We start from the raw sequence: 21,974 nt of genomic DNA on the forward strand, positions 1-21,974 counted from the left end.
GGCGTGGCGATCGACGGCGGACGTACCCGGGATGGCTTCCATCGCCCGGCCCACCTCCGCCGCGACGACCGCCCGCTGCGCGCCGACCGGCCCGAGAGCCCCGACGGCCCGCAACCTCCGGCCCGGGAGGGCGGAGGGGGCCGCACGCCGCCGGTCGCCAACCCCGTGGCGCCCATCCTCCACGGATCGGTGCCGGTCTACGGCCGGCCCGCGGGTCCGGCCCGGGGCCGGCGGCCCAGGCCCGCTCGCGATGCGGTGCGCCGCGCCAACGTGGTCAACGGCACCGACGCCCGGGGCCGGTCCGGCCGGAGCCCCGATACGCCCGAGCAACCCGATACGCCGGAAAAATCGGCATATACCGGGCCAGCGCTGGTGGTCATGGCGCCGGTCTCGCCGGCGCCCGGGGCGGTGGTGCCGCCGGCCGACGTGGACCCACACCTGGCCGCCCAGATCGAGGATGCCGTCCGGGGCGGCGGCACGCCCTACACGCGAACCACGGCCCGGGCGGCCGCCCCGGCCGTCGCCGCGCCACCGCAAGCCGTCCCGAAAGCGGCCCCCCGCAGCGTTGCCGCCGCGCCCGCGCGGGCCGGGAAGCGGGCCGAGGAGGGCGCCGGCGCCGGGCGGTCCGCGCGGCACTACGCACGGTGGGCGTGGGAAGGCAGATATCTGCGCACCCTGCTCCTGCTCGACCTCGGCATCGGCCTGCTGGCCGGCGGTATCGCGTTCGAGGCGCGGTTCTCGCAGGGACTCACGACGTACAACAGCCGATATGCGCTGCTATCCGCGCTCCTGCCGCTCGCGTTCGTGGCCAGCCTCGCGGCAAATCGGGCATATGAGAAGCGTCATCTGTTCGTCGGTACCGATGAATATCAACGCGTATTGCGGGCCGGCCTGGCGCTGACCGCGGCCACGGTGTTCGTGGCATATGCGACGGAGACCCGGATCGCCCGCGGGTGGTTCGTCGTCGCGCTGCCCCTGGTGACGTTCGCGTGCCTGCTCGCCCGGTTTGTCCTGCGCCAGGCCCTGCACCGGGCCCGCAAGCGGCGCGGGGCCTGCATGCGGCGGGTCGTCGTGGTCGGGCACGAACTGGCCGTCGAGGCCATGGCCCGCCAGCTGTGCCGGGAGCGGTACCACGGCCTCAAGGTGGTCGGCGCCTGCCTGCCCGCCCCCGGCACCGTCGCCGACGTACCGATCCTGGGCACGTTCGACGAGATCGCGGGGGCGGTCCGCCGGGCCCGCGCCGACACCGTGCTCGTCCTGTCCTGTCCGGAGCTGGACGGTCACGCGCTGCGACGGCTGGCCTGGCACCTGGAGCGCGACGACATCGATCTCATCGTGGCCAGCACCCTGATCGACGTGGCCGGCAGCCGCACGACGATCCGCCCGGTGGACGGCCTGCCGATGCTGCACGTCGAACACCCGACCCTGTCCGGGGCCCGCCGTCTGGTCAAGGCCCTCGTCGATCGGGTGGGCGCGGTGGTACTCCTGGTTCTCACCACGCCCTTGTTGGCCCTCCTGGCGCTAGCGGTTCGCATGGACTCCACCGGACCGGTACTGTTCCGACAGGTAAGAGTGGGCAAGGACGGTCACGAGTTCGTGATCTTCAAGTTCCGCACCATGCACATCGACGCCGAAGCCCGCCTCGCCGAGCTGCGGCACCTCAACGAAGTCGACGGCGCGCTGTTCAAACTGCGCAACGATCCGCGGGTGACCCGCGTCGGGCGGCTTCTGCGCAAGTTTTCGCTCGACGAGCTGCCGCAGCTGCTCAACGTGATCGGCGGCAGCATGTCGCTGGTCGGGCCGCGCCCGCCGTTGCCGGAGGAGGTCGCCGTGTATCCGGACGACGCTCGCCGTCGGCTGGCCGTGCGGCCCGGGATGACCGGCCTCTGGCAGGTGTCCGGCCGGTCGGACCTATCGTGGGACGAAGCGGTCCGCCTCGACCTGCAGTATGTGGAGAACTGGTCGCTCTCGCTCGACCTGGTGATCCTGCTGCGGACCTTGAGCGCGGTGACCCGAGGGGCTGGAGCGTACTGAAATGGCCGACCTACCACCCGCCACCGACGGCGGGTTCGCCCGCTGGCTCGCCCAGCGCGCCGGCGACCTGCTGCTGAAGCTGCGCGAGGAGATGGGCTACGCCGATCCCGACGCACTGCGCAAGGCCGGTGACCGGCTGTCACACGAGCTGCTCGTCGAGCAGCTGGAGCGCTGGCGCCCGGCCGACGCGGTGCTCTCCGAGGAGGGCGCCGACAGCACCGCCCGGCTGAGCGCCGAGCGCGTCTGGATCGTCGACCCGCTGGACGGCACCCGGGAGTTCGGCGAGGAGGGCCGGGCCGACTGGGCCGTGCACGTGGCGTTGCACGCCGGGCGCCTGGTCGCCGGCGCCGTGGCCCTGCCCGCCCAGCACTGCGTGCTCGGCACCGACGCGCCGCCGCCGTTCCCGCCGATGCCCGGCGTGCAGGGCGAGCCGATCCGGCTGGCCGCCAGCCGCACCCGCCCGCCCGCGCTGCTCAGCGCGCTGGCCGAGAAGCTGCCGATCGAGCTGGTGCCGATGGGCTCGGCCGGCGCCAAGATCGCCGCGGTGATCGACGGGGCGGTCGACGCCTACGTGCACGCCGGCGGCCAGTACGAGTGGGACTCGGCCGCGCCGGTCGCTGTGGCTCTCGCCACGGGCCTGCATGCTTCCCGTATCGACGGGACTACGTTGGAATACAACCAGCCCGACCCCCGCCTGCCCGACCTGGTGGTGTGTCGGAAGGCATTGGCGCCGCAACTGCTGGCCGCGATCAACAGCTGAAAGGTCCCGCCAACCGTGAGCCGCCCGCCCTACCGCGTCTCCCATCTGGATGCTCTCGAGGCCGAGAGCCTGTTCGTCATGCGCGAGGTGGTCGCCGAGTTCGAGCGGCCGGTGCTGCTGTTCTCCGGCGGCAAGGACTCGATCGTGATGCTGCGGCTGGCCGAGAAGGCGTTCGCGCCCGCCCGCGTCCCGTTCCCGGTCATGCACGTGGACACCGGGCACAACTTCCCCGAGGTCCTGGCCTACCGGGACCGGCGGGTGAACGAGCTCAACGTGCAGCTGATCGTGGCTAGCGTGCAGGAGGCGATCGACTCGGGCCTGGTCCGGGAGTCCGGCGACGGGATGCGCAACCGCATTCAGACGCCGGTGCTGCTGGGCGCGGTGGAGAAGTACCGCTTCGACGCGTTGTTCGGTGGTGCGCGGCGGGATGAGGAGAAGGCGCGGGCGAAGGAGCGGGTGTTCTCGTTCCGGGACGACTTCGGGCAGTGGGATCCGCGCAACCAGCGGCCGGAGCTGTGGGCGCTGTACAACGCCCGGATCGCGCCGGGCGAGTCGATCCGGGTGTTCCCGCTGTCCAACTGGACCGAGCTGGACGTGTGGCACTACATCGCCCGCGAAGGCATCGACCTGCCCGGCATCTACTACGCCCACGACCGCGAGGTCGTCGACCGGGGCGGGATGCTCTACGCGATCAACGAGTTCCTGCCGCTGCGGGCCGGTGAGTCCCCGTTCGTGGAGCGGGTGCGCTACCGCACCGTCGGTGACGCGTCGTGCACCGCCGCCGTGCGCAGCGACGCCGACACCATCGACAAGGTGATCGACGAGGTGGCGGCGACCCGGATCACCGAGCGCGGCGCGACCCGCGGGGACGACAAGGTCAGCGAGGCGGCCATGGAAGACCGCAAGCGGGAGGGGTACTTCTGATGACCGCCGTGATCGAACGCCAGATGGACCTGTTGCGTTTCGCAACGGCGGGCTCGGTGGACGACGGGAAGTCGACGCTGATCGGCCGGCTGCTCTACGACTCGAAGGCGATCTTCACCGACCAGCTGGAGGCGGTCGAGGCCACCTCCCGCTCCCGCGGCGACGAATACACCAACCTCGCCCTGCTCACCGACGGCCTGCGGGCGGAGCGGGAGCAGGGGATCACCATCGACGTGGCCTACCGCTACTTCGCCACCCCACGCCGCAAGTTCATCATCGCCGACACGCCCGGGCACATCCAGTACACCCGCAACATGGTCACCGGCGCCTCGACGGCCGACCTGGCGCTGATCCTCGTCGACGCCCGCAAGGGCCTGGTCGAGCAGTCCCGCCGCCACGCCTTCCTCTGCTCGCTGCTGCGGGTGCCGCACCTGGTGCTGTGCGTCAACAAGATGGATCTGGTCGACTACGACCAGGCCGTCTTCGAGCGGATCGCCGACGAGTTCACCTCGTTCGCCGCCAAGCTCGAGGCGCCGGACCTGACCGTGATCCCGATCTCGGCGCTGCACGGCGACAACCTGGTCTCCCGCAGCGAGCGCATGCCGTGGTACGACGGCCCGTCCCTGCTCCACCACCTCGAACACGTGCACATCGCCTCCGACCGCAACCTGGTCGACGTGCGCTTCCCGGTGCAATACGTGATCCGTCCCCAGTCCACCACCGTGTCGGACTACCGCGGCTACGCGGGCCAGATCGCGTCGGGCGTGATGAAGCCCGGCGACGAGATCATGGTGCTGCCGTCGGGGTTCACCACCCGGATCACGCACATCGAGACCGCCGACGGGCCGCTGTCGGAGGCGTATCCGCCCATGTCGGTGACGATCCGGCTGGCCGACGAGATCGACATCGCCCGCGGCGACCTGATCTGCCGGCCCAACAACGCGCCGGCGGTGGCCCAGGACATCGAGGCGATGGTCTGCTGGATGGACGAGACCCGCCCGCTGACCGTCGGCGGCAAGTATGCGATCAAGCACACCACCCGCTCGGCGCGCACGGTGATCCGCGGGCTGCAGTATCGCCTCGACGTCAACACCCTGCACCGCGACGAGTCCGCGACGCAGCTCGGGCTCAACGAGATCGGCCGGGTCAGGCTGCGCACCACCGTGCCGCTGCTCGCCGACGAGTACCGCCGCAACCGCACCACCGGCGGGTTCATCATCATCGACGAGACCACCAACCGCACGGTCGGCGCCGGCATGATCATCGAGGCCGGCTGAGCGTCGCTCTACGAGGGCAGGCGCGGCGGGGGCACCGGCCGCGCCACCGAGATCCGCGCGACCCGGCGGCCCTCCACGGTGCTGACCTGCAGATGCCACCCGTCGTGGCGCACGTCGTCGCCGACCGCCGGCACCCGGCCCAGCCGGGCCATGAGGAAGCCCGCCACCGTCTCATAAGGCCCGGTCGGCAGCGTGAGCCCGGTGCGTTCGGCGAGGTCGGCCAGGTTGAGCCGGCCGTCGACCTCGTCCACGCGCGGCGGGCCGGGCGGCGCGTCGTACTCATCGTGGATCTCCCCGACGAGCTCCTCGATGAGGTCCTCGAGCGTGACGATGCCGGCCGTGCCGCCGTACTCGTCGACGACGACCGCCAGGTGGTGGCCCTCCCGGCGCATCTCGGACAGCGCGGCGAGCACGCGCTTGCTGGCCGGCAGCCGCTTCACGTCGCGGGTGAGGTGGCGCAGGGTGCGGCCGGGGTCGACGGCGGGCAGCAGCGTCAGGTCGCGGATGTGGACGAAGCCGAGCACGTCGTCCGGGTCGGCGTCGATGACCGGGAAGCGGGAGTGGCGGGCCTGGCCCACCGCATGCACGGCATCGGCGACGGTGAGCGACGCGTCGAGGAAGACCACCTCGGTCCGCGGCACCATCACCTCGCGCACGTGGCCGGTGCCGGAGTTGACCGTGATGAGCGTGCGCAGCTGGGCTTCGGACACCCGGGCGCTGGCGGGCGTGGCGTCGAGGCGCTCCGCCCAGCGGCTCAACAGGTCGGCCACGGCCTGCCGTATGGTTCCGGGGCCAGTCTTATGGCCGGGCTCCGGCATGTCACAAAGTGTAGGCGCCGCACGAACCGCCGGCGTCCCGCTCTCGCCCGTTCACCGGGAGCGTGTAAATTTGTTGAATCGCGATGACTTTTGGGGTTTCCCCTTGAGGAGGGCACAGTGAAGCTGCTCGTCACCGGCGGTGCGGGCTACATCGGCAGCGTCGTCACCGCACTGCTGCTGGACGCCGGCCACGAGGTGGTGGTGCTCGACGACCTGTCCACCGGGCACGCCGAGGCGGTGCCGGAGGGCGCCCGGCTGGTGCGCGGCCGGGTCCACGACGCGATCGACGACCTGCTGACCGCCGACGCCGGCTTCGACGGAGTGCTGCACTTCGCCGCCTTCATCGCGGCCGGGGAGAGCGTGCAGCGGCCGGAGAAGTACTGGGAGAACAACGCGATCGGCACGCTGCGCCTGCTCGAGGCGATGCGCGCGGCCGGGGTGCGCCGCCTGGTGTTCTCCTCCACCGCCAACGTCTACGGCGACCCCGACGCGGTGCCGATCCCGGAGACGGCCGCGGTGCGCCCGCCGAACCCGTACGCCACGTCCAAGCTCGCCGCCGACCACGCGCTCACCGGCTACGCCGTGGCGCACGGGCTGTCCGCGGTCAGCCTGCGGTATTTCAACGTGGCCGGCGCCCTGCGCCGCCCCGACGGCTCGATGATCGGCGAGCGGCACGACCCGGAGACGCACCTGATCCCGATCGCGCTGCAGGTCGCCGCCGGCCGCCGGGAGAAGCTGCAGATCTTCGGCGACGACTACGACACCCCCGACGGCACCAACGTCCGCGACTACATCCACGTCGCCGACCTGGGCGAGGCCCACCTGCTGGCGCTGGGCACGATGGACGGGCCCGGCCACCGCGTCTACAACCTCGGCAACGGCACCGGCTTCTCCAACCGGCAGGTGGTCGAGGTGGTCCGTGCCGTCACCGGCCACCCGGTCCCGGTCGAGATGGCCCCGCGCCGCCCGGGCGACCCGGCCCAGCTCGTCGCGTCGTCGGACAAGGCCAAGCGCGAGCTGGCCTGGGCCCCGAGCCACCCCGAGCTGGCCACGATGGTGGCCGACGCCTGGGACTTCCTGCGCCGCTGACGCCGGCGCCGGCGCTGGCGCTACGTGAGGCCGGTCACTGAGCGTCGAGCTTCTGCCAGGTGAGGCCGTCCACGGAGAAGGCCGTGTAGATGTCCGCCATTTGGTACGCCAGGTAGCCGGCCTCGGTGCGGGCCAGCCGCATGGTCGCGTGCAGGCCCTCCACCCGGTGCCATGAGGCGCCGCGGTCGGCCGACACCAGCCAGTGGCCGTAGCCGTCGACGATCAGCAGGCGCCCGTCCAGCAGCGGGACCAGGTCACCGCCGATGGTGGCCTGGCCCGCCGTCGGGTGCGCCGGGCCGAAGGTGACGCCGCCGTCCGCCGACGCCGCCACCGCCAGCAGGCGCTCCGGCGCGCCGGCCGAGTCCGGGGCCGCCACGACGGTGACGTAGACGTCCCGGCCCAGCATCGCCGCCCGGGCGTAGGCGGTGGCCGGGAACCCCGGGAAGGCGGTCACCGACCAGTGCTCGCCGCCGTCGCGGGACACCGACACGGCCGGGGTGCCGTCCGCGGTGCGGCCGCCGACCCACCACGCCCCGTCGCCGGCCCGGACCGGCGACCACCAGCAGGCGGTGATGCCCGGCGGCCCGGGCGGCTCGGCCAGGACCGTCCCGGCCAGGCTGCCGGTCCGGGCGCCGCACCCGGCGGCGTCCAGCGGCACGAGCCGCGCATCGCCGCCGAGCGCCGCCGCGGCCCCGGGCGGGGACGCGGCGCTCGTCCAGTGCTCGCCGTCGGTGGTGCTCGCCCGCGGGTAGTCCGGGGCGTCGCCGATCAGCGTCACCCAGCCGGTGCCGGCGACCAGCGTTTGCCGCCCGGCCATCGGCGATGGCGCCGTCGTCCACGTGCGGCCGCCGTCGGTGGTGGCGCTGATCCAGGCCGCGCCGGAGTCGCCCGGGTCGCCGGTGAGCAGGAAGCCCCGGTCGCCGTCGAGGAACTCGGCGGAGCGCACCGAGCCCGGCAGGTCCGCGGGCAGGTGCGGCAGGCCCTGGATGGTGATCCCGTCGGCGGTCCAGATCGGCGCCGCGGTGGAGGCGGCGGCGGTCGGGGCCGGCGGCGTCCCACCGGCGCGCAGCGCCGCGACCGCGGCCCCCATCCCGGCCAGCGCCACGGCGGCCAGCGCGGCTACGGCTGCCCGGGCGGCCCGCCGGCGCCGGCGCAGGGCCGCGGCCCGGACCGCGATGGCCGACAGCGGCGGCAGGTCGATGTCGAGGCGTTCGCGCTCGGCGCGCAGCCGCGCCTCCAACTGGTCAGGCACTCGCTACCTCACAACCGCGCACGCGCGACTTCGGCTGGTCAGGCACGGGCCACCTCGTAACCGCGCAGCCGTGCCGCGAGGGCGGTGCGGCCCCGCGACAGCCGCGACTTCACGGTCCCGGCGGGGACGTTCAGCGCGGCGGCGATCTCGTCCACGCTGAGGTCGGCGTAGTAATGCAGCACGATGACCTCCCGGTAGCTGCGTGGGATGGCGTTCAGGGCCCTGGTCAGGTCGGTCGCGATGTCGGAGCCGGAGTCTGGTCCGGCGGCGTCGTGGAGCGGGCGTTCCTTGAGCAGGATCAGGTCGAGGATCCGGCGGCGGCGCCACCGGCGGCGGACGATGTTGAGCGCGACGGTGCGCAGCCAGGCCTCGGGGTTGTCGATGCCGGCGAAGCCGCGCGGGCGGGCGACGGCCCGCGCGAACGCCTCCTGCACGACGTCCTGCGCCTCGGTCAGGTCGGTGGTGAACGCGAAGAGCTGCACGACCAGCCTGCGGTAACAGGCGTGGTACACCTCCGCGACGTCGCCCACGCCAGCAACGATCCCCGATCGGGCCGGCGGGTTCCCGCGGATTTCGGTCAGTTCGGCAACACGGTGGCGGACAGGTCGGCCTCCTGCCATGCGTGGGCGTCCTGGGAGATCTGGGCCCGGTCGCCCAGCGCCACGAAGCCGTTGTCGACCGGGGCGATGGCGCCGCCCGGGCCGGCCGCGACCACGAAGTGCTCGCCGTCGTTGCTGGCCAGGTAGACGGTGTCGGCGCCGGCCTGGAACCACAGCAGCAGCGAGCGGTCCGGCCGCTGCAGCGCGCCGAAGGGGCGGTTGTCCAGCGTCTTCAGCGACGCCGGGAGCTCGATCGGGGTGTGGACCTCGCGCCAGTTCACCCCGGCGTCGCTCGTGCGGAAGAACTTGATCGAGTGGGTGTACCGCACGAAGGCCCACGCGTTGCGCCCGTCCACGGTCACCACGGTCGGCACGTCGAGGCCCGGCGGTGCGTCGAGCGTGCGCGCCGTCCAGCTCGTGCCCTGGTTGACGCTCACGGCGACGGCCGGCGCCCCGGTGTGCAGGTCGGCCCCGGCCACCCACCAGCCGGCCGCGGCCGGCAGGCCGGCGACGACGGTGCGCCGGGCCATCGCCGGCTGCCCGACGAGGCTCAGCGCGCCGTCGCTGTGCCGGAAGCCGAACAGGTCGCCGTACTGCACCAGCTGCAGGACCCCGTCGCCGGCCCCCAGCGGCAGGTGCTCGCCGGGCCCGATCACCGGCGTGCCGGCCGGCTCGGACGGCTGCGGCCGGGCCTCCTCGGTGGTCCGGAAGCGCACGCTGGAGCGGGAGGCGCCGCTCACCTCGCCGCTGAGCATGTAGGTGTCGGGGGAGAGCCGGGTCAGCTGGACGTTGGCGACCTTGTCCAGCGGGCTGTTGCGCAGCGCGTCGAGCACGAACGACATCCGCCGCCCGGTCTGCCCGCCCAGCGTGGTGACCTGCAGGCTGCAGCGGCGGGCCTGCGGCACCTCGACGCAGACGTCGACGGCGGCGACCAGGTCGGGCAGGTCGCCGGCGGTGGCCAGGACGGTCACCGTGGACGGATACCGCCCGGTGGCGCTGGGGTCGACCGAGGGCGAGACGCTCCACACCTCGCCGATGTCCGGGTTGGGGCCGAGCGCGACCGGGGCCGGCCGGCCGAACACGCCGGCCAGCGCGACCGGGGCGAGGACACCCAGGGTGCCCACCAGGGCGCCGAGCACGGTCATCCGGTCGCGCAGCCTGACCCGGCCGGCCCGCCGGTAGAGCGTGCTGAAGTCGGGCACCCAGGTGGCCGCCTCCACCTGCGCACGGAGGGTGCGAAAGTCCAGCTCAGGGCGCATCTCGCACCTCCTGGGGCTGGATCGCGGGCGGCCCGGCCGGTCGGCGGCGCGGCGCGTCCTCGTCGTGGTCGGCGTCGCTGAGCAGGGTGGCGAGCATCGCGCGGCCGCGGGACAGGCGGGCCTTGACCGTGCCGACCGGTACCCCCAAGGCATCGGCAACCTCGTGGACCGACATGTCCGCCAGATGGTGCAGCACGATCGTCTCCCGGGTGGCCTGCGACAGCTGTTGCAAGGCGGCGACCAGCGCGACCCGGTTGGGGTCGATCCCGGGCACGCTCTCCACCGGCCGGGAGACCCGGCCGCTGCGCACCAGTGTGTCGAACAGGCGGCGGCGCCGCCAGCGGGTGCGGGCCAGGTTCATCGCCACGGTGCGCAGCCAGGCCTCGGGGTCGGCGACGTCGAGGAACTGCCGGGGCCGGGCCAGGGCGCGCGCGTAGGCCTCCTGGACCAGGTCCTGTGCCTCCGCGTGGTCGCCGGTGAGGGCGTAGAGCGCGGCCACCAGGCGCCGGTAATGCGCCTGATAGGCGTCGCGAACGGCCTCGCGCGCCTCCAGCTCCTCGCCCACAAGCCACCTCCCCGGCCTCGCCCGTCACGCTATCCAGACAGACGCCTGTGTGGACCGTCCGGTTGCGCCTGACAGAATGGCGGCATGTCGTCTCCCGCCCGGCCCCGGGTGCTCTCCGGGATTCAACCCACCGCCGACTCGTTCCACCTGGGCAACTATCTGGGTGCCCTGCGCAACTGGGTGGCGATGCAGGAGACCCACGACACCTTCTACTGCGTGGTCGATCTGCACGCGATCACCGCCGGCCACGACCCGGCCCTCCTGCGCCGCCGCACCCGGGTCAGCGCCGCCCAGCTGCTCGCCGTGGGCCTCGACCCGGAGCGCTGCACGCTGTTCGTGCAGAGCCACGTGCCCGAGCACGCCCAACTGGGCTGGGTGCTCAGCTGCATCACCGGCTTCGGCGAGGCCAGCCGGATGACGCAGTTCAAGGACAAGTCGCAGAAGCAGGGCGCCGACCGCTCCAGCGTCGGCCTGTTCACCTACCCGATCCTGCAGGCCGCCGACATCCTGCTCTACCAGGCCGACGCCGTGCCCGTCGGCGAGGACCAGCGCCAGCACCTGGAGCTGACCCGCGACCTGGCGCAGCGGTTCAACACCACGTTCGGGCCGACCTTCACCGTGCCCGCGCCGTACATCATCAAGGACACGGCGAAGATCACCGACCTGCAGGAGCCGACCGCGAAGATGTCGAAGTCGGCCTCGACCACGAGCGGCCTGATCGAGCTGCTGGAGGACCCGGCGAAGGCGGCCAAGAAGATCCGCTCCGCGGTCACCGACACCGGCCGCGAGATCATCTTCGACCAGGCCGGCAAGCCCGGCGTCTCCAACCTGCTCACCATCTACGCGGCGCTCACCGGCCGCACGATCGACGAGCTGGTCGAGGCGTACGACGGCAAGGGCTACGGCGACCTGAAGAAGGACCTCGCCGAGGTCGTGGTCGAGTTCATCCGGCCGATCCAGCAGCGCACCAACGCCTACCTCGACGACCCCGACCAGCTCGACAAGCTGCTCGCGGTCGGCGCGGAGAAGGCCCGCGCGGTGGCCGGCCCGACGCTGCGGACGGTGTACGAGCGCATCGGCTTCCTCGCCCCCGGCGCGGCCGCACACTGAGGTGGACGACAAGACCACCATCGGCGTCGCGATCGACATCCCGCAGCCGTGGGGCGGCGAGCTGACCGCCGCCCGGCTGGCCGCCGGTGACCCGGTCGGGGAGTACGTGCCGGCCCACGTCACCCTGCTCGGCCCGACCGAGATCGCCGCGGCCGACCTGCCCGGGATCCACCGGCACCTGTGCGAGGTGGCGAAGGCACACCGGTCCTTCACCGTGCAGCTGCGCGGCACCGGCACCTTCCGGCCGGTCACGCAGGTGGTGTTCGTGGCGGTGGCGGCCGGCATCAGCGAGTGTGAGCAGCTGCACGACGCGGTCCTCGCGGCCGACGCGATCCGGGCCGCGGCCCGCTTCCCCTACCACCCGCACGTGACCGTGGCCCACGACGTGAGCCCCGCCCAGCTCGACGCCGCCTTCGCCGGCCTCGCCGGCTACGAGGCGTCCTTCGCGGTCGCCGCGTTCACCCTTTTCGAACACGACGACGGCGGCCGGTGGCGTCGCTATGCGGAGTACCCCCTCGCGTCGGACGATTGAAGGGTGAACCCGCTCGACCGGCTCGAGGCCGGATTCGATCGCATGGTCGCCGCGGCCCGGAGGCGGTCGCGGGTCTTCGATCACGGTTGGCGCGCCCAGGAACGGTACTTCGACGTCAACGCCTCCCGCCTGGCCGCCGCGACCGCCTACTACGGGTTCTTCGCCGTCTTCGCCATGGTCGTCGTGCTGTTCTTCATCCTCAGCCGGGTGCTCGGCGGCAACCGGCTCGTGGTCGACCGGGTGCAGGTCTACCTGCAGGCCAACCTGCCCCAACTGCACACCGACCAGATCTTCGCGGGCAGCCAGCAGATCGGCATCCTGGCGCTGGCCGGCCTGGTCGTCGCCGGCGTCGGCTGGGTGGAGAACCTGCGCTCCTCGCAGCGGGCGCTGTGGCAGCTGCAGGAGAACCCCGGCAACCCGGTGGTCCGCTGGCTGGTCGACCTGAGCGTGCTGCTCGGCCTCGGCCTGCTGATGCTGATCTCGATCGGCATCTTCGCCGGGGTGCAGGAGCTGCTGTACTGGCTGGCCGGGGACGCCGGACAGGACCCGGTGCGGGTCGCGCTGCGGGCCTCCTCGTCGGTGCTCTCCGGCGTGGTCGACGTCTTCCTCGGCGCGGCGCTGCTGGTCGGGGTGCCCCGGCTGCGCATGTCGCTGCGCCGGCTCTGGCCGTCGGCGCTGCTCTTCGCCGTCGGGTTGGGCCTGCTCAAGACGCTCGGGAAGTGGTACATCACGCGGACCGAGCACAACCCGGCCTATCAGCTGGTCGCCGGCACCATCGGGCTGCTGCTGTACATGTACCTGCTGCACCAGCTGCTGCTCTTCGCCGCGTCGCTGGCCGCCACCAGCCCGCACGGCCGGGTCGTCGACCTCGCCGGCGGCCAGCCGCGGGCCGACGTGCAGGCCGCCCGCCGCGCCGCCGAGCTGGTCGAGCAGGCGGCCGCCACCACCGAGCACGCGGCCGAGGTGGCGGCCCACGTCGTGCCGCCCGGCAGTCCGGTCGGTATCGGCGGCGCGCCGGTCGGGCCGTCCGGCGGTTCGCCGAGTGCGGAGCGCCCGGACCCGTCATGATGGGCGCCGTGGGTGCACTCGTGACTTTGGACCTGCCGGCCGACGCGCCGGCGCTGACCCTGCCGTGGATCATCACCTTCGGCCCGATGAACGATGAGGAGGAGTGGGAGCCGGTCGTCTGCGGCCCCTACGAGCGCGCGCACGCGCTCGCCCTCGCCGAGGCCGTGGTGGCCGACGAGGAACTGATGGCGGTCGTGGAGCCGCTCCAGCCGCACGTGACCGTCGAACAGATCCAGGGCGACATCGCCGCCTCCCGGATGGCGGCCGAGAACGAAGACCTGGAGACCGCCGCGCTCGACGCGGAGCTGGCCGGCTACGACGCCGAGCCGCACGACCACGACCATGACGACGACCACGAGCACGAGCCGCCGTCGGTCGACGAGATCCGCGCCGGCTTTGCGCGCATCGCGGCAAAACTCGCCCCCTAGTTCGCGCGACCTTGCAGTTGTGGTGCTTGTCGATCGGGACATTTCCGGGTGACCCGGGCACCACAACTGCTTTCGGCGTTTGGCTCGCGACGCTGGGTAACGCAGTGATTTGTGTCGATGGGGTAGGGTGCGATAAAGACGCTGGGCCAGCACCTCCGAGACCCGCGCGGCTGGTTCATCCTGCCCTCAGCCACACCGTCGTGTCCGGCGGCAGCGTGGCGTCGACCGGGGAGCTGGCCAGCAGCGGCCGTGCCGGCAGGGGGTGGGGTGAGTCGCCGAGGTTGGCCGTCACCAGCAGCCCGCCGTCGGTCTCGAAGCGCAGCACGCCGTCGGGCGCCGCGAGCCACGTCAGCGCCGCGGCCGGCCGGCGCTGCCGCAGCGCGGCCCGGTAGAGGTTGAGCATCGAGTCCGGGTCGGCGCGCTGGGCCGCGGCCGTGCGGCCGGCCCAGTCCGGCGGCATCGGCAGCCAGGAGCGGCCGCCGGGGCCGAAGCCGAACGGCGGTGCGTCGCCCTCCCAGGGCAGCGGCACGCGGCAGCCGTCGCGGCCCAGTTCCGCGCCGCCGGAGCGGAGCCACTGCGGGTCGGTCCGGGCCGCGGCCGGCAGGTCGAGCACCTCGGGCAGGCCCAGCTCCTCGCCCTGGTAGAGGTAGGCCGAGCCGGGCAGGCCGAGCATGAGCAGCGCGGCGGCGCGGGCCCGGCGCTGGCCGGCCGGGCCGCCGCCGAAGCGGGTGACGTGGCGGCGCCGGTCATGGTTGGACAGCACCCAGGTCGGCGGGGCGCCGACCTGCGCGGCGGCCGCGATCGAGGCGTCGATGATCCGCCGCAGGGTTTCCGGCTCCCACGGGGCCTCGAGGAAGTCGAAGTTGAACGCCTGGTGCAGCTCGTCGGCGGCGACGTAGCGGGCGACCCGGGCCGGCTCGGTGTCGAAGACCTCGGCGACGGCCATGCGCTGGCCGGGGTACGAGTCGAGGATCTTGCGCCACCCGCGGTAGATCTCGTGCACGCCATCCTGGTCAAAAACCGATATTTCCGAAAAATCCGGTTTGACCAGACCGTGCGCGACGTCGACGCGGAAGCCGTCCACGCCGCGGTCGAGCCAGAAGCGCAGGATGTCCTCGAACTCGTCGCGGACGTCCGGATTGTCCCAATTCAAGTCGGGCTGGCCCGGGTCGAACAGGTGGAGATACCAGGACTGATCCGGCATCCGGGTCCAGGCCGGGCCGCCGAAGAGGGACTGCCAGTCGTTCGGCGGGGCGTCCCCGCGGCCCGGGGCGAAGACGTACCGATCCCGCAGGCCCGAAACGAACCACGGGTGTGACGACGAGGTGTGGTTGGGCACGATGTCGACGATCACCCGCAGCCGCAGCCGGTGCGCCTCGGCGAGCAACGCGTCGAAGTCGGCCAGCGTGCCGAACACCGGGTCGACGTCGCGATAATCGGCCACGTCGTAGCCGCCGTCGACCATCGGCGAGCGGTAGAACGGCGACAGCCACACGGCGTCGACCCCCAGGTCGGCCAGGTGTGGCAGGCGGGCGGTGATCCCGGGCAGGTCGCCCACCCCGTCGCCGTCGGAGTCGGCGAAGCTGCGCGGATAAATCTGATAGATGACCGCGGTCCGCCACCACTCCACGAGATCCACGCTACCGACCGGCGCCCTCCTTGAGGGCCGAAAGGAACCAGGCCCACCTGTGCATGGTGGCCGGGACCGGCGGCCAGCCGTTGATGACGGCCATCAGCTGCCAGTACCGCTCCGCCCGCGGTTCCACCCCGCCCTCCAGGGCCGCGATGACCTCGGCGCGCAGCGAGGGGCCGTCGGCCCGGCCGGCCATCGAAGCCCAGCGGGCCAGCACCGTGTCGGCCACGGTCGCCGGATCGGGCCGGCCGCGGTCCTGGGCCGCCCCGACCAGGTCGGTGAACCACTTGAGCTCCGCCGGGTCGGTCGGCACGACCCGCGGCGCGCCGGGGGCGAAGCTGCGCCGGCCCATCTCGCGCAGCTTGTCGCGGAAGTCCGGCTGCCGCAGCAGCTCGGCCAGCTCGATCCAGGCGTCGACCTGCTCGTCGGTCGGGTCGTCGGGCAGATCCGCCGTGACGCTGCGCATCCCCCCGGCAAAAGCCTCGCCGCTGCGCGTCCCGTCGGTAGAAGCGGATTCCGCGATGCCGGAGAAGATGCTGTCGAAGAACTCGTCGAGGATCCGGCGGCGCTCGTCGGCGCCGGCCTGGGCGATCTTCGCCAGGCGGTCCAGGTCGGCCGGGCCGGCGTCGCGGGAAGCCACCGCCCGCAGGGCCGCCCGGCGCAGGCGGAGCACCCGGATCTGCGCGCCCAGCGCCTCGGCGTGGGCCGCCGCCACCGCGCCCAGGTCGGCCCCGCGCTCGAGCACCCGGCGGATGGTCGCCAGGTCCAGGCCCAGCTCGCGCAGCGTCCGCACGAACTCCAGCCGGACCAGTGCCGCGTGGTCATAGCGGCGGTACCCGGCCGGCGAGCGCTCGGCCTCCGGCACCAGGCCGACGTCCGAGTAGTACCGGATCGTCTTGACCGGCAGCCCGGTGAGGCGCGACAGCTCGCCGATGTTCATGCCACGATCGTCGACCCTCCAGCAGGGGGAGAGTCAACCGACCGCTACCTTGCGCGCATGCAGACTTTGCGGCTCATCCTCCTCTTCCTCCACCTGATCGGTTTCGCGATGCTGCTGGGCGGTTCGATCGCGCAGTACCTCACCGGAAAACTGCGCATCAACCCGGCCATGCTGTGGGGGTCGGTCGTGCAGGTGGTGACGGGCCTGGCGCTGGCCGCCCCGCTGCGCGGCGGGGGCGATCACGAGCCGCCGACCGCCAAGCTCGCGGTGAAGCTGGTCATCGGCCTGATGATCTTCGTCATGGCGTTCTTTCCGCGCAAGCGCGAGCAGGTCGCCCGGGGGCATTTCCTCGCGTTGGTCGGATTGACGGTTGGTAACGCCGCGGTTGCCGTGTTTTGGAGGTAAAGGGGATGTTACAAGATCGATCCCACGAGGCGGGAGGGACCGCCGACACGTCACGGCCCTATAACGCACTCCTCCCAACCCGGCTGCGAAGCCCGGAATGGGCCCCATGAGGGCGTACGCTCCCGCCGTTGGGTTCACCGCGTTGGGGCGGTGCCATTGGGAAGGGAGACCGTCTTGCGCCGAGTGCGTGGGATGAAGGCTCTCGCGGCCGCCGCCGTGGCGATCGTCGCGATGGGCATGACCGCTTGCGGTGATGACAGCAGCAGCACGGGCAGCGACAGCAGTGCTCCGGCCGCCAAGAAGAACGTCAAGGTTGGCCTCGCCTTCGACATCGGCGGCCGGGGCGACAAGTCCTTCAACGACTCCGCCGCCGCGGGCCTGGACCGGGTCAAGAGCGACCTGAACCTCGAGGTCAAGGACCTGGCCGCGGTCGCCGGCGAGAGCGAGAACGACAAGTACTCACGGCTGAAGCTGCTGTGCACCACCGGCTACAACCCGGTGATCGCGGTCGGCTTCGTCTACGACGGCGCCGACGCCAAGAACGGCCCGCTCGCCCGCGCGGCCAAGGACTGCCCGAGCACCAAGTTCGCGATCGTCGACGGCGCCACCGCGGCCGACAACGTGGCCGACCTGACCTTCGCCGAGGAGCAGGGCTCCTACCTGGTCGGCGTCGCCGCGGCCCTGAAGACGAAGTCCGGCACGGTCGGCTTCATCGGCGGCTGCCAGGTCGACCTGATCAAGAAGTTCGAGGCGGGCTTCACGGCCGGCGCGAAGGCCACCAAGGCCGACATCAAGGTGCTGACCAACTACCTGTCGACCCCGGCCGAGGCCTGCAAGGGCTTCAACGACCCGGCGGGTGGCAAGACGGCCGCCAGCGGCATGTACGACCAGGGCGCGGACATCGTCTACGCGGCGGCCGGCGGCTCCGGCACCGGCGTCTTCGAGGCGGCCAAGGCCAAGTCGAAGCTGGCCATCGGCGTCGACTCGGACCAGTACAACACCGTCACCGACGCCTCGCTCAAGCCGGTGATCATGACCTCGATGCTCAAGCGGGTCGACAACGCGGTGTTCAACTTCGTCAAGGACTACGCCGCCGGCAACTTCAAGGGCGGCCCGACCGTCTTCGACCTCAAGGTCGACGGCGTGGGCTACGCCACCTCCGGCGGGCAGGTCGACGACATCAAGGACAAGCTGGACGCGGCCAAGGCCGACATCGTGTCGGGCAAGGTCACCGTACCCACCAAGTAGCCCATAGACAGCAGGTGGACGGCGGGGGACTGTGATCCGGTCCCCCGCCATCATCTTGAGGAGCCTGGATGACCGCGGAACCACCCGCCGTCGAGCTCAAGGGGATCACCAAACGGTTCCCCGGCGTTGTGGCCAACTCCGACGTCAACCTCACCGTGCGCAAGGGCACGATCCACGCGATCGTCGGTGAGAACGGTGCCGGCAAGTCGACCCTGATGAAGATCCTTTACGGCATGCAGCCGCCCGACGAGGGCGAGATCGTCATCGACGGGAAGCCGGTGCGCTTCTCCTCGCCGCAGGGCGCGATCGAAGCCGGCATCGGCATGGTGCACCAGCACTTCATGCTGGCCGACAACTTCACCGTAACCGAGAACGTGGTGCTCGGGGCCGAGAAGCTGCACGGGATCGGTGCCCGGGCGAAGGCCGCGATCCAGGAGATCTCCCAGCGGTACGGCCTGGGCGTGCGCCCGGACGAGCTGGTGGAGAACCTCGGCGTGGGCGACCGCCAGCGAGTGGAGATCCTCAAGGTGCTCTACCGCGGCGCCCGGATCCTCATCCTCGACGAGCCGACCGCGGTGCTCGTGCCGCAGGAGGTCGACGAGCTCTTCGGCAACCTGCGCGAGCTCATCCGCGAGGGCCTGACCGTGCTGTTCATCTCGCACAAGCTCGACGAGGTGCGCGCGGTCGCCGACGACATCACCGTCATCCGCCGGGGTACCACGGTCGCCTCGGTCAAGCCGGCCGAGGTCACCGCCCGCCAGCTGGCCACCCTCATGGTCGGCAGCGAACTGCCCAGCCCGGAGGCGCGCGAGTCGACCGTGACCGACGAGCCGGCACTGGTCGTGCGGAACCTCACCGTCCTGGGGGCGGAGGGCCGGCCGGTCGTCGACTCGGCGACCTTCACGATCCACCGGGGCGAGGTCGTCGGCATCGCCGGCGTCGAGGGCAACGGCCAGGCGGAGCTCGCCGAGGCGATCCTCGGCATGCGCCCGGCGACCGGCACGATCCTGCTCGGCGACGAGGACGTCTCGGCCTGGCCGACCCGGCGCCGCCGCGAGGCCGGGATCGGCTACGTGCCGGAGGACCGGCACCGCCAGGGCCTGCTGCTGGACGCGCCGCTGTGGGAGAACCGGATCCTCGGCCACCAGACGGAGGCGCCCAACGCGCGCGGCTTCCTCATCGACGTCCGCGGCGCGCGGCGGGACACCCAGCGCATCGTCGAGGAGTACGACGTGCGTACCCCCGGCATCGACGTGGCCGCCCTGGCGCTGTCCGGCGGCAACCAGCAGAAGCTCATCGTCGGCCGGGAGATGAGCCACACGCCGAAGGTGCTCATCGCCGCCCACCCCACCCGCGGCGTTGACGTCGGCGCCCAGGCCGCGATCTGGGACCACATCCGCAACGCCCGCATCGCCGGCATGGGCGTGCTGCTGATCTCGGCCGACCTCGACGAGCTCATCGGCCTGTCCGACGCGCTCAAGGTGATCTACGGCGGGCGGCTGGTGGCCGACGCCGACCCGGCGACCGTCACCCCCGAACAGCTGGGCGTCGCCATGACCGGCGCCACGATCGAGCAGGAGACCACCGAGTGAGCGCCGGAACCGCCGCGCCCGCGCCGCCGGCCGCCTGGCGACGCATCGACCTGGGCAAGCTGCTGCCGCAGCTCATCGCCCCGGTCGCCGCCCTGGTGATCGCCGCGGCGATCTCCTCCATCGCGCTGATCATCAGCGACAAGGACCCGATCCAGGCCTTCACCGACATGTACAAGTTCGGCACCGAGCCCGACTCGCAGGTGGAGATCCTCAACAAGGCCAGCGAGTACTACATCGCCGCCGTCGCGGTCGCCATCGGCTTCAAGATGGGCCTGTTCAACATCGGCGTCGAGGGCCAGTCGAAGATCGCCGCCTTCATGGCGGGCGCGCTGGCCAGCGCCTCGTTCACCAAGTGGATGCCCGGCTCGCTGCGGATCGTGATGATCATCGTGGTGGCGATGCTGGTCGGCGCCGCGTGGGCGGCCATCGCCGCGGTGCTCAAGACCCAGCGCGGGGTCAGCGAGGTCATCTCGACGCTGATGCTCAACTCCATCGGCGCGCTCGTGGTGACCTGGCTGCTCAACGATCACTGGGGCGTGCAGGAGCCCGGCGCGCAGATCAAGACCACCGGCATCCTGCCGGAGAACACCTGGTTCCCCGGTCTGCCGATCGTCTCCGGCACCGACCAGAAGGTGCTGGGCTTCCTGGTCATCTCCGCGGTCCTCGGCGTCGTCTACTGGTTCACCGTCAACCGCACCCGCTTCGGCTTCGACCTGCGCGCGACCGGCTACAACCCGTTCGCCGCGACGGCCAGCGGCGTCGACGCCAAGCGAATGATCATCACCGCGATGCTGATCTCGGGCGCCATCGCCGGCCTGGTCAACCTGCCCCGCATGCTCGGCGAGAGCCACACCTACACGGAGGGCTTCGGCGGCATCGGCTTCACCGGCATCGCGGTCGCCCTGCTCGGGCGCAACCACCCGGTCGGCATGGCGCTGGGCGCGATCCTGTGGGGCTTCCTGGCCCGCTCGCAGCTGATCCTCGACCTCGACGGCATCCCCAAGGAGATCGTGCTGATCATGCAGGGCGTCGCCGTGCTCTCCGTCGTCATCGCCTACGAACTGGCCGCCCGGATCGGCCGGCGCGCCCAGCAGCAGCGCGTCGGCGCCGCGACCGCGGCCCCGGCCGGCTCGGCCCCGCTGGTCGCGAGCTCGGAGGAGTCGAAGTGAGCACCGACACCATGCTCTCCACCGCCGCGGCCGACGTCCCGCCCGCGGCCGGGCGGCGGCGGCTGGGCACCGCGCGGATCCTGCTGATCATCGCCGGCGCGCTCGTCGGCCTGTCGCTGGTGCACCTGCTCACCGGCGCGAACGACGTCACCTCGCAGGGCGCCATCCAGGCCGCGCTGCAGGCGGCGATCCCGCTCGGACTGGCCGGCCTCGGCGGGCTGTGGGCGGAGCGGGCCGGCGTGGTCAATATCGGCCTCGAGGGGCAGATGATCCTGGGCACCTGGTTCGGCGCGTGGGGGAGCCTGCAGTACGGCCCCTGGATCGGCCTGCTGCTGGGCATCCTCGGCGGCGCGGCCGGCGGGCTCATCCACGCCGTGGCCACCGTCACCTTCGGCGTCGACCACATCATCTCCGGCGTGGCGATGACGATCCTGGCGCCCGGGCTCGCGCGGTACCTCTCCTTCCTGGCCTGGAACGGCACGCCCGGCGCCGGCCCGACCCAGTCGCCGACGGTCAAGCCGCTGCCGTCGGTCTCGGTGCCCTTCGTGAACCGGCTGGAGGGGCTGGAGAAGCACCACTGGTTCGTGATCAGCGACCTGGCCGGCGTGCTGCGCGGCCTGCTGGTCGACGTGTCGGTGGTCACGATCCTGGCGGTGGCGCTGATCCCGCTGACCTGGTTCCTGCTGTGGCGGACGTCGTTCGGCCTGCGCGTGCGCTCGGTCGGCGAGGATCCGCGGGCGGCCGAGAGTCTCGGGATCAACGTGTACCTGTACAAGTACTACGGCGTGATCATCTCGGGCGCGATGGCCGGCCTCGGCGGCGTGTTCCTGTCCACGGTCAGCTCGGTGATCTACCGGGAGGGCCAGACCGGCGGCCGCGGGTACATCGGCCTCGCCGCGATGATCTTCGGCAACTGGCGGCCGGGCGGCCTGGCGCTGGGCGCCTCCCTGTTCGGCTACACCGACGCGCTGCAGCTGCGCCGCGGCTCGGAGTCGGTGCACGCGCTGCTGATCCTGGTCGGCGCGTTGCTGCTGGCCCTGGCGGTGTGGGAGCTGCGCCGGCGCAACACGGTCCTGGCGATCTCCTCGGGGGTGCTGGGCATCCTGTCGTACGTCACCTACTTCACGGTCGACAAGATCCCCACGGCCCTGGTCCAGGCCGCGCCCTACATCACGGTGCTGGTCGTGCTCGCCCTGGCCGCCCAGCGGCTGCGCATGCCGGCCGCCGACGGCAAGCCGTATCGCCGTGGCGGCTGACACGGAAGGTCAGACT

21 protein-coding genes are annotated in these 21,974 nt (G+C 72.1%); 14 read left to right on the forward strand and 7 right to left on the reverse strand.

Annotated features, from left to right (window positions below):
• Window positions 1-3: 3 nt before the first annotated feature.
• From ACQPXD_RS04100 to cysN, 4 genes are read left to right on the forward strand one after another with little or no spacing between them, the layout of a single operon-like run.
• Entirely contained in the window at window positions 4-2,034 is a 2,031-nt protein-coding gene (locus tag ACQPXD_RS04100; protein ID WP_432834949.1) for an exopolysaccharide biosynthesis polyprenyl glycosylphosphotransferase, read from the forward strand.
• 1 nt (window position 2,035) lies between these two features.
• Window positions 2,036-2,794 carry a 3'(2'),5'-bisphosphate nucleotidase CysQ gene (locus ACQPXD_RS04105; protein ID WP_432834951.1) on the forward strand — a complete coding sequence of 253 codons (759 nt, stop codon included), beginning with the start codon at window positions 2,036-2,038 and terminating at the stop codon, window positions 2,792-2,794.
• A 15-nt stretch (window positions 2,795-2,809) separates the two neighbouring features.
• On the forward strand, window positions 2,810-3,718 hold the full coding sequence (gene cysD / locus ACQPXD_RS04110) for a sulfate adenylyltransferase subunit CysD (protein ID WP_432834953.1): 909 nt from the start codon (window positions 2,810-2,812) through the stop codon (window positions 3,716-3,718).
• Complete coding sequence (gene cysN, locus ACQPXD_RS04115; protein ID WP_432834955.1) at window positions 3,718-4,995, forward strand: sulfate adenylyltransferase subunit CysN; 1,278 nt, start codon at window positions 3,718-3,720, stop codon at window positions 4,993-4,995. Before cysD ends, cysN begins: the two co-directional genes overlap by 1 nt.
• Before the next feature lie 8 nt (window positions 4,996-5,003).
• Here the strand turns inward: cysN and ACQPXD_RS04120 are convergent, their stop codons facing one another.
• On the reverse strand, window positions 5,004-5,765 hold the full coding sequence (locus tag ACQPXD_RS04120; protein ID WP_432834957.1) for a hemolysin family protein: 762 nt from the start codon (window positions 5,763-5,765) through the stop codon (window positions 5,004-5,006).
• Window positions 5,766-5,930: 165 nt separating this feature from the next.
• Here ACQPXD_RS04120 and galE point away from each other — a divergent pair, with 165 nt between their 5' ends.
• On the forward strand, window positions 5,931-6,902 hold the full coding sequence (gene galE, locus ACQPXD_RS04125; protein WP_432834959.1) for a UDP-glucose 4-epimerase GalE: 972 nt from the start codon (window positions 5,931-5,933) through the stop codon (window positions 6,900-6,902).
• A 34-nt stretch (window positions 6,903-6,936) separates the two neighbouring features.
• On the opposite strand, the gene ACQPXD_RS04130 is transcribed toward galE, so the two are convergent.
• From ACQPXD_RS04130 to ACQPXD_RS04145, 4 genes are read right to left on the reverse strand one after another with little or no spacing between them, the layout of a single operon-like run.
• A complete protein-coding gene (locus tag ACQPXD_RS04130; protein ID WP_432834961.1) occupies window positions 6,937-8,154 on the reverse strand; it encodes a sialidase family protein in 1,218 nt (405 codons plus the stop codon).
• 38 nt (window positions 8,155-8,192) lie between these two features.
• Window positions 8,193-8,684: an RNA polymerase sigma factor gene (locus ACQPXD_RS04135; protein WP_432834963.1), complete on the reverse strand. Its 492-nt coding sequence runs from the start codon at window positions 8,682-8,684 to the stop codon at window positions 8,193-8,195.
• Window positions 8,685-8,731: 47 nt separating this feature from the next.
• Complete coding sequence (locus ACQPXD_RS04140; protein ID WP_432834965.1) at window positions 8,732-10,012, reverse strand: hypothetical protein; 1,281 nt, start codon at window positions 10,010-10,012, stop codon at window positions 8,732-8,734.
• On the reverse strand, window positions 10,002-10,577 hold the full coding sequence (locus tag ACQPXD_RS04145; RefSeq protein WP_432834967.1) for an RNA polymerase sigma factor: 576 nt from the start codon (window positions 10,575-10,577) through the stop codon (window positions 10,002-10,004). The genes ACQPXD_RS04140 and ACQPXD_RS04145 overlap by 11 nt, the downstream gene beginning before the upstream one ends.
• An 84-nt stretch (window positions 10,578-10,661) precedes the next feature.
• Here ACQPXD_RS04145 and trpS point away from each other — a divergent pair, with 84 nt between their 5' ends.
• From trpS to ACQPXD_RS04165, 4 genes are read left to right on the forward strand one after another with little or no spacing between them, the layout of a single operon-like run.
• A complete protein-coding gene (gene trpS, locus ACQPXD_RS04150; protein ID WP_432834969.1) occupies window positions 10,662-11,687 on the forward strand; it encodes a tryptophan--tRNA ligase in 1,026 nt (341 codons plus the stop codon).
• A gap of 1 nt (window position 11,688) precedes the next feature.
• The gene (locus tag ACQPXD_RS04155; protein ID WP_432834971.1) at window positions 11,689-12,219 is read left to right on the forward strand and encodes a 2'-5' RNA ligase family protein; all 531 of its coding nucleotides are present in this window, start codon (window positions 11,689-11,691) and stop codon (window positions 12,217-12,219) included.
• 3 nt (window positions 12,220-12,222) lie between these two features.
• Window positions 12,223-13,287, forward strand: coding sequence for a YihY/virulence factor BrkB family protein (locus ACQPXD_RS04160; protein WP_432834973.1), 1,065 nt, complete (start codon window positions 12,223-12,225; stop codon window positions 13,285-13,287).
• Between the two features lie 8 nt (window positions 13,288-13,295).
• Window positions 13,296-13,715, forward strand: a complete 420-nt coding sequence (locus ACQPXD_RS04165) for a hypothetical protein (RefSeq protein WP_432834975.1) — start codon at window positions 13,296-13,298, stop codon at window positions 13,713-13,715.
• A 175-nt stretch (window positions 13,716-13,890) separates the two neighbouring features.
• Here ACQPXD_RS04165 and ACQPXD_RS04170 read toward each other — a convergent pair whose 3' ends face one another.
• Both ACQPXD_RS04170 and ACQPXD_RS04175 read right to left on the reverse strand, forming a co-directional pair.
• Window positions 13,891-15,354: a glycoside hydrolase family 13 protein gene (locus ACQPXD_RS04170; RefSeq protein ID WP_432834977.1), complete on the reverse strand. Its 1,464-nt coding sequence runs from the start codon at window positions 15,352-15,354 to the stop codon at window positions 13,891-13,893.
• A gap of 1 nt (window position 15,355) precedes the next feature.
• Window positions 15,356-16,288, reverse strand: coding sequence for a MerR family transcriptional regulator (locus ACQPXD_RS04175; protein ID WP_432834979.1), 933 nt, complete (start codon window positions 16,286-16,288; stop codon window positions 15,356-15,358).
• Window positions 16,289-16,345: 57 nt separating this feature from the next.
• On the opposite strand from ACQPXD_RS04175, the gene ACQPXD_RS04180 reads away from it, so the two are divergent.
• The 5 genes from ACQPXD_RS04180 to ACQPXD_RS04200 all read left to right on the forward strand — a co-directional run bounded on the left by ACQPXD_RS04180 (window position 16,346) and on the right by ACQPXD_RS04200 (window position 21,958).
• Window positions 16,346-16,693, forward strand: coding sequence for a hypothetical protein (locus ACQPXD_RS04180; RefSeq protein WP_432834981.1), 348 nt, complete (start codon window positions 16,346-16,348; stop codon window positions 16,691-16,693).
• A gap of 192 nt (window positions 16,694-16,885) precedes the next feature.
• Window positions 16,886-17,941 (forward strand): BMP family lipoprotein, encoded by a 1,056-nt coding sequence (locus ACQPXD_RS04185; RefSeq protein WP_432834983.1) that lies wholly within the window; start codon window positions 16,886-16,888, stop codon window positions 17,939-17,941.
• A gap of 68 nt (window positions 17,942-18,009) precedes the next feature.
• Window positions 18,010-19,533: an ABC transporter ATP-binding protein gene (locus ACQPXD_RS04190; RefSeq protein WP_432834985.1), complete on the forward strand. Its 1,524-nt coding sequence runs from the start codon at window positions 18,010-18,012 to the stop codon at window positions 19,531-19,533.
• A complete protein-coding gene (locus ACQPXD_RS04195; protein WP_432834987.1) occupies window positions 19,530-20,702 on the forward strand; it encodes an ABC transporter permease in 1,173 nt (390 codons plus the stop codon). The genes ACQPXD_RS04190 and ACQPXD_RS04195 overlap by 4 nt, the downstream gene beginning before the upstream one ends.
• Complete coding sequence (locus tag ACQPXD_RS04200; protein ID WP_432834989.1) at window positions 20,699-21,958, forward strand: ABC transporter permease; 1,260 nt, start codon at window positions 20,699-20,701, stop codon at window positions 21,956-21,958. The genes ACQPXD_RS04195 and ACQPXD_RS04200 overlap by 4 nt, the downstream gene beginning before the upstream one ends.
• Window positions 21,959-21,974: the final 16 nt, after the last annotated feature.

This window comes from Dactylosporangium sp. CA-092794, from assembly GCF_050948465.1.
Taxonomy (GTDB): domain Bacteria; phylum Actinomycetota; class Actinomycetes; order Mycobacteriales; family Micromonosporaceae; genus Dactylosporangium.

Excerpts from the sequence above, each read along its gene's own strand:
- ACQPXD_RS04105 (WP_432834951.1), top strand. The coding sequence starts at position 2,036 with ATGGCCGACCTACCACCCGCCACCGACGGCGGGTTCGCCCGCTGGCTC.
- cysN (WP_432834955.1), top strand. The coding sequence starts at position 3,718 with ATGACCGCCGTGATCGAACGCCAGATGGACCTGTTGCGTTTCGCAACG.
- ACQPXD_RS04180 (WP_432834981.1), top strand. The coding sequence starts at position 16,346 with ATGCAGACTTTGCGGCTCATCCTCCTCTTCCTCCACCTGATCGGTTTC.
- ACQPXD_RS04185 (WP_432834983.1), top strand. The coding sequence starts at position 16,886 with ATGAAGGCTCTCGCGGCCGCCGCCGTGGCGATCGTCGCGATGGGCATG.
- ACQPXD_RS04190 (WP_432834985.1), top strand. The coding sequence starts at position 18,010 with ATGACCGCGGAACCACCCGCCGTCGAGCTCAAGGGGATCACCAAACGG.
- ACQPXD_RS04140 (WP_432834965.1), bottom strand. The coding sequence starts at position 10,012 with ATGCGCCCTGAGCTGGACTTTCGCACCCTCCGTGCGCAGGTGGAGGCG.
- ACQPXD_RS04175 (WP_432834979.1), bottom strand. The coding sequence starts at position 16,288 with ATGAACATCGGCGAGCTGTCGCGCCTCACCGGGCTGCCGGTCAAGACG.
- trpS (WP_432834969.1), top strand. The coding sequence starts at position 10,662 with ATGTCGTCTCCCGCCCGGCCCCGGGTGCTCTCCGGGATTCAACCCACC.